Source organism: Streptomyces sp. NPDC050416 (genome assembly GCF_044458845.1).
Lineage (GTDB): Bacteria > Actinomycetota > Actinomycetes > Streptomycetales > Streptomycetaceae > Streptomyces.
In genome coordinates, this window is the sequence record NZ_JBITII010000002.1 from 961,894 (window position 1) to 973,486 (window position 11,593).

Sequence of the window (11,593 nt, forward strand, 5' to 3'; positions counted from 1 at the left end):
TCCCTACATGACCGCCCCGTCGAAAGCAGGCTATGTCTTTGTGAACGCGTGCACAAAGATGGTGTCCGATTTGCCCGGCCAACGTGACCGGGGTCACGCGCCCCCGGCGCACTCGTACGGAACCGGCGCATGCGCACCACGGTTCCTTTGCTTCTGGGGGCAAAACCGCACACTCTCCTCTGTGTATCCCGCCCCCGAGACCAGCCACCGACGATCCTAAGCGACCTGGCGGGCCCTTTGGACTGCCCGGTCAGTTCCGGGACCGGGCGGGATCAGTCGGTCAGCGCCTTGCGCAGGCGGCCCTCGTTCACACGCCAGAACGTGTGCTGCCTGCCGTCGACCAGCACAACGGGGATCTGCTCCCAGTACTGGTCGTGCAGTTCCCGGTCCTCGGTGATGTCCTTCTGCTCCCAGGGGACTCCCAGATCACCGCACACCTTCTCCACAACGACCTGTGCGTCATCACACAGATGACAGCCGGGCTTGCGGATCAGGGTGACGAGCCGGTCCCGAGGGGGCCTGCGACGAAAGAGGGAACTCATGTCGGCCATTGTCGCGCGCCCGTGAACGAGGGGAACCCCCGCGAAAGCGCCAGGGGACGCGCCGGCCGCGCCCGTCCCGGCCGACACCTGTGACGACACACTCGCCGAGAGTTCACACGCTCCAAACCTCTCGACTCCGGAACCCCCGAACAAACTGGCTATGCTCACGCCATGGCCGCTCTCGGATGGCTCACTCCCCGTAGGCGCTCCGCCACGGCGCGGAGCGTTTTGGCAGGCGAGGCCTCGGCGGAGGCTGCCCGCAAGTCCTCACAGGAGGCCGCCGGCACGACCGAGGAACAGCAGTTCCCGGTCCACGGCGACGACCGGGCCGCCGCCTTCTTCGACCTGGACAACACCGTCATGCAGGGCGCCGCCCTCTTCCACTTCGGACGGGGCCTGTACAAGCGGAAGTTCTTCGAGACACGCGAGCTCGCCCGGTTCGCCTGGCAGCAGGCCTGGTTCCGGCTGGCCGGCGTCGAGGACCCCGAACACATGCAGGAGGCCCGCGACTCGGCCCTGTCCATCGTCAAGGGCCACCGCGTCGCCGAGCTCCAGTCGATCGGCGAGGAGATCTACGACGAGTACATGGCCGAGCGCATCTGGCCCGGGACCCGCGCCCTGGCTCAGGCGCACCTGGACGCCGGCCAGAAGGTCTGGCTCGTCACGGCGGCCCCCGTCGAGATCGCCCAGGTCATCGCACGCCGCCTGGGCCTGACCGGAGCCCTGGGGACCGTCGCCGAGTCGGTCGACGGCGTCTACACCGGCAAGCTCGTCGGCGAACCGCTGCACGGCCCGGCGAAGGCCGAGGCGGTCCGCGCGCTGGCCGCGGCCGAGGGCCTGGACCTGAGCCGCTGCGCCGCCTACAGCGACTCGCACAACGACATCCCGATGCTCTCCCTGGTCGGCCACCCCTACGCCATCAACCCGGACTCCAAGCTGCGCAAGCACGCCCGCGAGCTGGACTGGCGCCTGCGCGACTACCGCACCGGCCGCAAGGCGGCCAAGGTCGGCATCCCGGCCGCGGCCGGCGTGGGCGCGGTGGCCGGCGGCACGGCGGCGGCGATCGCCCTGCACCGCCGCCGCCGCTGACGACCGATCAGCCCGACGACCGATCAATCCGGGACACCTTCGTTTACGGGATGACAAGCCGCGTAAATCCAACTGGCGTACCCCCACAACCTCGTATCCAGTCCTCTTGGCTGGACACGGCCACAACACGCCCTGGACTGAGCCCCAATCCGAACCTTTCCGATCAGCAACCGTTCAGCCTCTGACACTTGATCCGGTGTCAATCGGTTACGGAAGCGACGTAATCGATGATTTGAGCAACTTGGTGTAGCAGGGCCTACACGAAGCGTTATTCTCCTCAGACGCAAACCGGTACCCCTCCGTCGCTACGACGGGTGAAAGGTCCCGCACTGCACGTGATAGAAGCTCTGCCTCTGGGAGTCCCGTGTACCCACACGTCGGGGTTGACGCCTCGGGCCTGGCTACGCTGCGCGCAACGGTCCTCGACCTGTTGCGCGGCTTCGTCCCCACCGCGTACGCCGGCCCCGCATTCGCCACCGCCGCGCCCGTCGGCCCGTGCTATGCACTGGCCGACGGCAGCGCCGCGGTCGGCAGACGAGGGCGCCCGTCCGGCGCGGCCACCGCCCGACGGCCGGCGGCGGACAGCGACAGCGCCCGCATGATGGACCTCGTGGAGCGTGCCCAGGCCGGCGAGGCCGACGCCTTCGGCCGTCTCTACGACCAATACAGCGACACCGTCTACCGATACATCTACTACCGGGTCGGAGGAAAGGCGACTGCCGAGGACCTCACCAGCGAGACCTTTCTGCGCGCCCTGCGCCGCATCGGCACGTTCACCTGGCAGGGCCGCGACTTCGGCGCCTGGCTGGTCACCATCGCCCGCAACCTCGTCGCGGACCACTTCAAGTCCAGCCGCTTCCGCCTCGAGGTCACCACCGGCGAGATGCTCGACGCCAACGAGGTCGAGCGCTCCCCCGAGGACTCCGTCCTGGAGTCCCTCTCCAACGCCGCCCTGCTCGACGCGGTGCGGCGGCTCAACCCCCAGCAGCAGGAGTGCGTGACACTCCGCTTCCTCCAGGGCCTCTCCGTCGCGGAGACCGCCCGTGTCATGGGCAAGAACGAGGGCGCCATCAAGACCCTCCAGTACCGGGCCGTCCGCACCCTCGCCCGGCTCCTCCCGGAAGACGCCCGCTGACCGGGCCGTACGCTCGGCGACAGTCAACTCACTTTCCGTGAAAGTCCGTTGACTTCGGCATCCGATCATCCGGCGTCCGTAACCCAAGTGCCGCGCCACTCGTTGTGCGGGATGCAGGCTCCCTGTGGTCACCCCCTCACCGGCTCCGATCACTCGATCGTGTGGTCGCGCTCAGGGTGTGCAACCCTCAGGACCCCCTGGGGAGTCGACCGTCATGACGAGAGGAGGTGCCGCCAGTGATCGCGAACGTATCGGCGCACCGGCGGGCGAACGCCTTCGCCCAGGCCCTTCAGGAGCAGTCCGAGCAGGGCACGGCGGCCGAGCAGACCGAAGGATCGGCACCGGCCCCGGCCGCTGCGGAGCCGACCGAACAGGCACGCCTGCTGGCGTTCGCCTCCGGTCTCGGCGCGCTGCCCAAACCGGAGCTCGACCCGGAGGTCAAGGTCGTCCAGCGAGCCCAGCTGGTGGCCGCGTTCGAGGCCATGCTCCAGGAGGGCACCGCGGGAGGCGGGGCGACGGACGGCGCGGTCCCCGAGCAGCGCTCCCCCAGAGCCCGTGGCGCCCATCGGGCGGGCCCACTGAAGAAGTTCCGGCCCCGCTCCCGCCTCGCCAAGGGCCTCACCGCGGGCGGGCTCAGCGTGGGCGTGGCCGCGAGCGCCTTCGGCGGAGTCGCCGCCGCCAGCTCCGACGCCCTGCCCGGCGACTCGCTCTACGGCCTCAAGCGCGGCATCGAGGACGTCAAACTCGGCCTCGCCGACAGCGTCGACGAGCGCGGCCGGGTCTACCTCGACAACGCCTCCACCCGGCTGAGCGAAGCCCGCCGCTTGATGGAGCGGGGCCGCAGCGGCCCGCTGGACCACGAATCCCTGGGCGAGATCCGCCGCGCCCTGTCCGGCATGCGGCACGACGCGTCGGAAGGCCACCGGCTGCTGAGCGAGGCGTACGCGCGCGACCCGGACTCCCTGGGCCCCATCCAGGCCCTGTCCGCGTTCTCCCGCTCCCACCGCGAGGCCTGGGGCGAACTGCGCGCGAAGCTCCCCGTCCAGCTCGGGGACGTCAGCGACCAGGTGTCGTCGGTGTTCGACGCCATAGAGGAAGACGTCGCCCCGCTGCGATCCCTGCTGCCCGAGCTCCCGTCCCGAAACGGCGGCGAAGGCAACCGGCAGGGCGCCTCCGAGTCGGCCTCCAGCGGCTCCTCGGCCACCGACCGGTCGGCCCGGCCCAGTGACAGCGGCCGCGGTCAGTCCGACAAGGGCAGCACCGGCAGCAGCAGCCCCAGCCGCTCGGCCGGCTCCGCCAGCGACAACGACGGCCTGCTCGGCGGCAACACGGGCGGCCTGCTCGACCCGCCGCAGCAGGACAGCGACGCGAGCACCTCGCCACCGGCGCAGGACAACCCGCCCGTCCCCGAGCCGGACGTGACGCTCCCGCCGCTCCTGCCCGATCTCCTGCCCGGACTGGGCATCGACGGCGAGGACGCCGACTAGCCGGCGGTACGACAGTGGGGGCGCCCCTCGGAAGGGGCGCCCCCATCGTCGTAAGCCCTGTTTCAGAAGAAGACCGACCGGCGCTGCACCAGCAGCTTGTACAACGTGTGCTGGATCTGCTCCCTGACCTGGTCGGTCAGGTTGAACATCAGCATCGGGTCCTCGGCGGCCTCCGGCGGATAGCCGTCCGTGAGGATCGGCTCGCCGAACTGGATCGTCCACTTGGTCGGCAGCGGAACCGCCCCGAGCGGCCCGAGCCACGGGAAGGTCGGCGTGATCGGGAAGTACGGGAAACCCAGCAGCCGCGCGACCGTCTTGGCGTTGCCGATCATCGGGTAGATCTCCTCCGCCCCGACGATCGAGCAGGGAATGATCGGCGTCCCGGCGCGCAGGGCGGTGGAGACGAAGCCGCCGCGGCCGAAGCGCTGGAGCTTGTAGCGGTCCGCGAAGGGCTTCCCTAGGCCCTTGAAGCCCTCCGGCATCACCCCGACCAGTTCCCCCTGCTCCAGCAGCCGGGACGCGTCCTCGGCGCAGGCCAGGGTGTGTCCGAGCTTGCGGGCCAGCTCGTTGACCACCGGCAGCATGAAGACCAGGTCCGCGGCGAGCAGCCGCAGATGCCGGCCGGCCGGGTGGTTGTCGTGCACGGCGACCTGCATCATCAGGCCGTCCATCGGCAGCGTCCCGGAGTGGTTGGCGACGATCAGGGCGCCACCCTCGGACGGGATGTTCTCCACGCCCTTCACCTCGACCCGGAAGTACTTCTCGTACAACGGGCGCAGCAGGGACATCAGGACCTGGTCGGTCAGTTCCTCGTCGTAGCCGAAGTCGTCGACCTCGTAGTCCCCGGTGAGGCGGCGGCGCAGGAAGGCCAGGCCGCCCGCGATACGCCGCTCCAGGCCGCCCTCGCCGCCCTGGGGCCCCTCCGGGGCTTGTTCCTCAGACGTCACAGGAACATCATCCTGCGGAACGGCCCTGGTGGGCAGGGGCTGCACCTCACGGACCGGCACGGATTCCGTGCCCGGGCGACGGTTGCCCGCACTCCGGCGCCGCTGCGGACGCTGCACGGCGCCCCCGCGGGACCGGTCGTCGTCGAACGGAATGACCTTGGCATCCGCCATCGTTGATGCGCTCCTCAGTTGGCGCTCTGCGTCGGGGGGTGGCCGCCGCCCGCGAGAGGCAGCGCGGCGATCCGGTCGACGGCCCCCGCAAGGGCCTCCGGCGGAAGAAGTCCGGGACCTTGGCTGCGTGCGAAGTCCGCGAACGTCTCCGCGGTCGTGTACTTGGGCTGGAAGCCCAGCGTCTCGCGCATCTGGCCCGTGGCCACGACCCGGCCGTGGGTGAGCAGCCTGATCTGCTCGGGCGAGAAGTCCGTCATGCCCAGCGTACGCACCAGCGACCCCGCCCAGGTGACCGCCGGGAGCAGCAGGGGAACGGTCGGGCGCCCGAGGCGACGGGAGCACTGGGAGAGCAGCAGTACGCCGTCACCGGCGATGTTGAAGGTGCCGCTGTTGAGCGTGCCCCGCCGCGGCTCGTGCGAGGCGATGCGCAGCACCTCGATCACGTCGTCCTCGTGCACGAACTGCAGCCGTGGGTCGTAGCCGAACACGGTCGGCAGGACCGGCAGCGCGAAGTACGAGGCGAGCGGAGTGTCCGCGGTCGGGCCCAGGATGTTGGCGAACCGCAGCACACACACGGCCACGTCGGGCCGGCGCCGAGCGAAGCCGCGGACATAGCCCTCGACCTCCACCGTGTCCTTGGCGAAGCCGCCGCTGGGCAGGGACTTGGGCGGGGTCGTCTCGGTGAAGACGGCCGGATCGCGGGGCGCGGACCCGTAGACGTTGGTGCTGGACTTCACGACCAGCCGCCGTACGTTCGGGGACTTCTGGCAGGCACCGAGCAGCTGCATGGTGCCGATGACGTTGGTCTCCTTCAAGGAGGCCCGGTTGCCGCTGCCCAGCGGCGTGCCCGTCACGTCCAGGTGGACGACCGTGTCGGCGCCCGTCTCCGCGAGCACCCGCGCGATTCCGGGCTGCCGGATGTCGGCCTGGACGAAGTCCGCGCCGCCCAGATGGTGCTCGGGCGGCACCGCGTCCACGGCGACGACCCGGTCCACGTCGGGATCACGCTGGATCCGCCGTACGAACCGGCCCCCCAACTGGCGGGCCACACCGGTCACGAGCACGACCTTGCCCAAGATCAGCGCCTTCCTTCCAGAAAACCTCTTGCCCCGCCGCGTTCCCCCGTGGGGCCAACTTAGCGGGTCGGGGTTGCGCTGTGATGACCCCCCGATGCGCGAAGTGACGACAAGCAGCCGGACGCAGGAGCCGGAACGCGTGTGGCCCCCCACCGGTGGGTGGGGGGCCACAGCAACGCTCTCGCGGCGTCCGCGTCGCGAACTTACTTCTTGTTGCGACGCTGGACGCGCGTGCGCTTGAGCAGCTTGCGGTGCTTCTTCTTGGCCATCCGCTTGCGCCGCTTCTTGATAACAGAGCCCACGACTACCCTCGCTCACTTCTCATCACTCGGTTGTTTGGGCGCCATGGGCCCACACGACCTACGAGGGGCTAGCCTACCCGCCCGAGCGCTGAGGTCGTAATCGAGGAGGCCAGGGTGATCCCGAGTGCCCTGTGAGGGATCACCCCGCCCCAGCCGTCAGGCGGTTTCCACCCCCACGTAGCTCTCGCGGAGGTACTCGTGAACCGCTTGCTCCGGGACGCGGAAGGACCGCCCCACACGGATCGCGGGCAGATGACCGCTGTGCACCAACCGGTACACGGTCATCTTCGACACTCGCATCACCGAGGCGACTTCCGCCACGGTAAGGAACTGAACCTCGTTCAGAGGCCTCTCGCCAGCTGCAGCCATGACACACCTGAACCTTCCGCACTCGACGGCCACCGGCTTCCCCTTCCGGTGACTCTTCGTCGCTGCGTGCTCACTCCCCAATGTAGGGGCGGGTGATGCGAGTGGGGAAGAGGTGCACCCATCGGCGGCCTACTGTGACAGACACGCCCGATTGAGTACGTAGCGGGTAAGCGGCAGGTAGTAATCAGACCGCACACCGTCATCAAGTGGAACGACGACGGAGACGCACCCCTCCGCCTCACCGACGAACGGGGCGGGGTCGTCCGTATCGGCCGCCCCGATGGCCTCGAACCCCAGCTGACCTGCTCCGCAGACCCACCCGTGGTCCCCGATGACCAGCTCGGGAAGGGGTCCGCCGGCCTCCGCGGCAGCGGCCAACACGGTACGAACCGGGAGAGGTGAGTGCGTATGTGCGCCGGGCTCACAACCGGGGCGTTCCCCGCCGGATCTCCGCACCAGCGCGACTCCTCGTACGTAGTCGAGGTTGTACGTACGTAGGCCGAACCGGGTCGTTATGTCGACACAGCGACCCTGCGCCGGGGTGAGGACGGCACACCCCGCCGCCGACAGCGCGTCTGCGACAGCGGCGTAGAAACCGAGCAGCCGGTGGGGGTGCCCGGTGCCGAGGAGCACGGGCCCGCTCCGCCGGGCGGCCTCGGCGAGACGCTCAGCGAAGGCGTCCAGTGCGGCCAGGGTGCGCTCCGGAGCGATCACGTCCTGACCGGAAGTCCGACGGGGATCGGCCGAGACCCCGCACCGGTCCGCCATCAGCTCGATCACCTCCCGCTGGCTCCAGGCGCCTTCGGGATCGAGCCCGAGCAGCACGCGGGGATCCCGGGCGGCGAACAGCCGGTAACTCCGCAGGCTCTCCTCACGGGTCGTGGCCACGGTCCCGGCGAGGCGTGCGCCCACCAGGTGCGCACGAAGGGCTTCGGGGGTCAGCACGAGGAGATCGTGCGCGACACGGGCCCCACGTGTCCCGGGAACGGGCGAACACCGCACGGTCGGCCTACCAGCCCCCGGCGGCCGTGGGTCGGGACAGCACGGCCATGGGTCAGGCCAGCAGCCCCCGCAGCGGGAACACCGCCCGCCGGGTCGCCAGCACCGCCTGGTCCAGCCGGTCCGCGGGGTCGTAGCCCTCCTCCCAGCCGGGGAAGGCCACGGGCCAGCGCCCGTCCGTCATACGCGCCGGGGCCAACTGCCGCGTCCGGGCGAACACTTCCTGCCGCCAGCCCTCGGGAATCATCGCCTCGGGCTCCACCGGGCGGCCTGCGGCGATCCCGACCAGGTGCGTCCACGACCGCGGTACGACGTCCACCACGGCATAGCCGCCCCCGCCCAGCGCCACCCACCGCCCGTCGGCGTACTCGTGCGCCAGGTCGTGACAGGCCACCTGCACCGCCCGCTGCGCGTCCAGCGACACCGCCAGATGCGCCAGCGGATCCTCGAAGTGCGTGTCGGCCCCGTGCTGCGTCACCAGCACCTGCGGCCGGAAGTCCGCGATCAGCTCCGGCACGACCGCGTGGAACGCCCGCAGCCAGCCCGCGTCCCCCGTCCCGGCCGGCAGCGCCACGTTCACCGCCGACCCCTCCGCGCTGTCGGCGCCCGTCTCCTCCGGCCACCCGGTCTGCGGGAACAGCGTCCGGGGATGCTCGTGCAGCGAGATCGTCAGCACCCGCGGGTCCTCCCAGAACGCCGCCTGCACCCCGTCCCCGTGATGCACGTCCACGTCGACGTACGCCACCCGCTCCGCCCCCAGCTCCAGCAGCCGGGCGATGGCGAGCGACGCGTCGTTGTAGATGCAGAACCCCGACGCACCGCCGGGCATCGCGTGGTGCAGCCCGCCCGCGAAGTTCACCGCGTGCTGCGCCTCACCGCGCCACACCGCCTCCGCGGCCGCCACCGACTGTCCCGCGATCAGCGCCGACACCTCGTGCATTCCGGCGAACGCCGGATCGTCCATCGTCCCCAGCCCGTACGACTGGTCCGCCGCCCCCGGCTCCTCCGACGCAGCCTTCACGGCCTCGATGTAGTCCACCCGGTGGACGAGCCGCAACGTCGACTCCCCGGCCGCCTTGGCGGCGACCACGTCCACCTCCCGGTCCAGCCCGAAGGCGTCGACCAGCCTCCGGGTCAGGGCCAGCCGGACCGGGTCCATCGGATGGCCCGGGCCGAAGTCATAGCCCGTTACTGCCTCGTCCCACATCAGCTGTGCGCGGCCGCTCATGTCCGCCACCGTATCGGTCCGGTTGAGGGGCGAACGACCGGGCGTACACGAGCGTCACCAGCACCAACACCATCGGCACGAGCATGGCCCCGCGGTAGCTCCACAGGTCCCCGAGCGCACCGACCAACGGCGAACCGATCAAAAACCCCACATAGTTGAAGACATTCAGCCGCGCGACGGCAGCGTCCGAAGCCCCCGGGAACAACCGGCCGGCCGCCGCGAACGTCTGCGGCACCAGCACACACAACCCCAGCCCCAGCAGCGTGAACCCCAGCATCCCCACCCAGGCCCCCGGCGCCCCCGCCACCACGGCGAACCCGCCCGCCGCCACGAGCGCCCCCGCCCGCACGACGGCGACGGCCCCGAACCGCCGCACCCCGAGATCCCCGATCGCCCGCCCCAGCAGCGTGGTGACCATGTACACGTTGTACGGCACCGTCGCCATCTGCTCGGAGCTCCCCAGCACGTCCTGGAGGTACTTCGCGCTCCAGTTGGAGACCGTGGAGTCCCCGATGTACGCCACGGTCATCACCAGACACAACGGCAGCAGCCACTTGAACACGACGACCTGGCCCTCGCCCGGCGCCTTCCCCTCCGCCGCCTCCTCCCCCACCGACGACGCCGCATCCCCGTCGTCGACGTACCACCGACTCCCCACCAGCACAGCCGGCAGCAGCACCGCCACGACCGGCAGATACGACACCCACAGCGCCAGCTCCCAGTGCGCCCCCACCCACGCCAGCGAGGCCCCCACGATCCCGCCCAGGCTGTAGGCCGCGTGGAAGCTGAGCATGATGCTGCGCCCGTACGACCGCTGCAGACTCACCCCGAGCATGTTCATCGACGCGTCCAGCACCCCGACGGCGAGCCCGAACGCCGCGAGCGCGACGCCCAGTTCCACCATCCGCTCCCCGGCCCCGACCCCGAGCAGCGCCAGCAGCACCACGGGCTGGGACCACCGCAGCAGCCGGCTCGGCGCCACCCGCTTCACCAGCCGCTCGGTGCTCACGCTCCCGACCCCGGCGAGGATCGGCACAGCCGCCAGGAAAGCGGGCAGCAGCGCGTCGGAGACCCCGTACCGGTCCTGGATGGCCGGAATCCGCGTCACGAGCAGAGCGAAGGCGACCCCCTGCACCAAGAAGCTGAACGCCAACGAGGCCCTGCCGCGCCGCAGCACATCAGTCATGGCCGCGAGCGTAGGGCCCAGGCTTACTCATGGGTAGATCCAGCCAAAGGTGAATTTGACTCAGCTTCCATGCCTCACATGAGCAGTTCCGTCAGCTCCCTCATGTCGAAGAAGAGCCGCCCGGCCCCGGAGAGCCGCTCCGCCGGCGTCATGGCGGTGAACCCGTACACGTCCATTCCCGCCGCGACCGCCGCCTGGACCCCCAGCGGACTGTCCTCGACGACGACACACCGCTCCGGCGCGACCCCCATCCGCTCGGCCGCGTACAAAAACAGATCGGGAGCCGGCTTCCCCCTGCCCACATCCTCCGAGCTGAAGATCCGCCCCTCGTCGAACCACCGGTCGAGCCCGGTCGTCCGATGCCCCACCCGGATCCGCTCATGACTCCCGGACGACGCCACGCAGTACGGCACGGAGTCGGCGGCGAGCTTCTGCAGCACCTCCTCGACGCCGGCCACGGGCTTCAAGTCCCGCTCGAAAGCGGCGAAGACACGCGCGTGGAACACGTCATCGAAGTCGACCGGCAGCCGCTGCCCGGTCTGCTCCTCCACCAGGTCGTGTACGCGGTGCATGGCGGAGCCCATGTAGTCCCGGATGGAATCCTCGTACGACGTGGGGTGGCCCAGCTCGGTCAGATAGGCGGCCAGGAGCCGGTTGGAAATGGGCTCACTGTCGACGAGGACACCGTCGTTGTCGAAGATCACGAGGTCATAGCGCATGGCTTAGACCCTAAACGCAGAAAACCCCCGCATCCGAAGATGCGGGGGCTTTCCCAAAAATTGTTCGGCGGCGTCCTACTCTCCCACAGGGTCCCCCCTGCAGTACCATCGGCGCTGTAAGGCTTAGCTTCCGGGTTCGGAATGTAACCGGGCGTTTCCCCTACGCTATAACCACCGAAACACTATGAAACTGTCCAGCCGCACCACACCCGTGACCCGGGCATGGGGCTGTTCGTGGTTTCAGAACCAACACAGTGGACGCGAGCAACTGAGGACAAGCCCTCGGCCTATTAGTACCGGTCAACTCCACCAGTTACCTGGCTTCCATATCCGGCCTATCAAC

At 69.8% G+C, this 11,593-nt stretch carries 12 protein-coding genes and 1 rRNA gene; 3 read left to right on the forward strand and 10 right to left on the reverse strand.

All coding sequences use genetic code 11. The features are described 5' to 3' along the window. Window positions 1-272: 272 nt before the first annotated feature. Complete coding sequence (locus ACIBL4_RS09575; protein WP_399408049.1) at window positions 273-551, reverse strand: glutaredoxin family protein; 279 nt, start codon at window positions 549-551, stop codon at window positions 273-275. A gap of 162 nt (window positions 552-713) precedes the next feature. On the opposite strand from ACIBL4_RS09575, the gene ACIBL4_RS09580 reads away from it, so the two are divergent. The 3 genes from ACIBL4_RS09580 to ACIBL4_RS09590 all read left to right on the forward strand — a co-directional run bounded on the left by ACIBL4_RS09580 (window position 714) and on the right by ACIBL4_RS09590 (window position 4,253). Beyond that, entirely contained in the window at window positions 714-1,631 is a 918-nt protein-coding gene (locus ACIBL4_RS09580; protein ID WP_399408051.1) for an HAD family hydrolase, read from the forward strand. 364 nt (window positions 1,632-1,995) lie between these two features. After that, complete coding sequence (locus ACIBL4_RS09585) at window positions 1,996-2,766, forward strand: ECF subfamily RNA polymerase sigma factor, BldN family (protein ID WP_037671603.1); 771 nt, start codon at window positions 1,996-1,998, stop codon at window positions 2,764-2,766. 236 nt (window positions 2,767-3,002) lie between these two features. Then, complete coding sequence (locus ACIBL4_RS09590) at window positions 3,003-4,253, forward strand: DUF5667 domain-containing protein (RefSeq protein WP_399408054.1); 1,251 nt, start codon at window positions 3,003-3,005, stop codon at window positions 4,251-4,253. A 62-nt stretch (window positions 4,254-4,315) separates the two neighbouring features. Here the strand turns inward: ACIBL4_RS09590 and ACIBL4_RS09595 are convergent, their stop codons facing one another. From ACIBL4_RS09595 to rrf, 9 genes are all read right to left on the reverse strand, one after another. Beyond that, on the reverse strand, window positions 4,316-5,371 hold the full coding sequence (locus ACIBL4_RS09595) for a lysophospholipid acyltransferase family protein (protein WP_399408056.1): 1,056 nt from the start codon (window positions 5,369-5,371) through the stop codon (window positions 4,316-4,318). A gap of 14 nt (window positions 5,372-5,385) precedes the next feature. After that, window positions 5,386-6,447 carry an NAD-dependent epimerase/dehydratase family protein gene (locus ACIBL4_RS09600; RefSeq protein WP_399408058.1) on the reverse strand — a complete coding sequence of 354 codons (1,062 nt, stop codon included), beginning with the start codon at window positions 6,445-6,447 and terminating at the stop codon, window positions 5,386-5,388. 203 nt (window positions 6,448-6,650) lie between these two features. Next, window positions 6,651-6,749 (reverse strand): 30S ribosomal protein bS22, encoded by a 99-nt coding sequence (locus ACIBL4_RS09605; RefSeq protein ID WP_003948845.1) that lies wholly within the window; start codon window positions 6,747-6,749, stop codon window positions 6,651-6,653. 156 nt (window positions 6,750-6,905) lie between these two features. Further along, entirely contained in the window at window positions 6,906-7,118 is a 213-nt protein-coding gene (locus ACIBL4_RS09610) for a helix-turn-helix domain-containing protein (RefSeq protein ID WP_004984898.1), read from the reverse strand. Between the two features lie 129 nt (window positions 7,119-7,247). After that, the gene (locus tag ACIBL4_RS09615) at window positions 7,248-8,063 is read right to left on the reverse strand and encodes a phosphatase (protein WP_399408060.1); all 816 of its coding nucleotides are present in this window, start codon (window positions 8,061-8,063) and stop codon (window positions 7,248-7,250) included. A 109-nt stretch (window positions 8,064-8,172) separates the two neighbouring features. After that, complete coding sequence (locus tag ACIBL4_RS09620) at window positions 8,173-9,345, reverse strand: acetoin utilization protein AcuC (RefSeq protein WP_399408062.1); 1,173 nt, start codon at window positions 9,343-9,345, stop codon at window positions 8,173-8,175. Further along, window positions 9,296-10,531, reverse strand: coding sequence for an MFS transporter (locus tag ACIBL4_RS09625; protein ID WP_399408064.1), 1,236 nt, complete (start codon window positions 10,529-10,531; stop codon window positions 9,296-9,298). The genes ACIBL4_RS09620 and ACIBL4_RS09625 overlap by 50 nt, the downstream gene beginning before the upstream one ends. A 74-nt stretch (window positions 10,532-10,605) precedes the next feature. Further along, on the reverse strand, window positions 10,606-11,250 hold the full coding sequence (locus ACIBL4_RS09630) for an HAD family hydrolase (RefSeq protein ID WP_399408066.1): 645 nt from the start codon (window positions 11,248-11,250) through the stop codon (window positions 10,606-10,608). A 62-nt stretch (window positions 11,251-11,312) separates the two neighbouring features. Beyond that, window positions 11,313-11,429 (reverse strand): 5S ribosomal RNA (gene rrf / locus ACIBL4_RS09635). Window positions 11,430-11,593: the final 164 nt, after the last annotated feature.

Bases quoted from the DNA above. Each gene is read 5' to 3' on its own strand.
- ACIBL4_RS09575 (WP_399408049.1), bottom strand. From the start codon at position 551: ATGGCCGACATGAGTTCCCTCTTTCGTCGCAGGCCCCCTCGGGACCGG.
- ACIBL4_RS09580 (WP_399408051.1), top strand. From the start codon at position 714: ATGGCCGCTCTCGGATGGCTCACTCCCCGTAGGCGCTCCGCCACGGCG.
- ACIBL4_RS09595 (WP_399408056.1), bottom strand. From the start codon at position 5,371: ATGGCGGATGCCAAGGTCATTCCGTTCGACGACGACCGGTCCCGCGGG.
- ACIBL4_RS09610 (WP_004984898.1), bottom strand. From the start codon at position 7,118: ATGGCTGCAGCTGGCGAGAGGCCTCTGAACGAGGTTCAGTTCCTTACC.
- ACIBL4_RS09620 (WP_399408062.1), bottom strand. From the start codon at position 9,345: ATGAGCGGCCGCGCACAGCTGATGTGGGACGAGGCAGTAACGGGCTAT.
- ACIBL4_RS09625 (WP_399408064.1), bottom strand. From the start codon at position 10,531: ATGACTGATGTGCTGCGGCGCGGCAGGGCCTCGTTGGCGTTCAGCTTC.
- ACIBL4_RS09630 (WP_399408066.1), bottom strand. From the start codon at position 11,250: ATGCGCTATGACCTCGTGATCTTCGACAACGACGGTGTCCTCGTCGAC.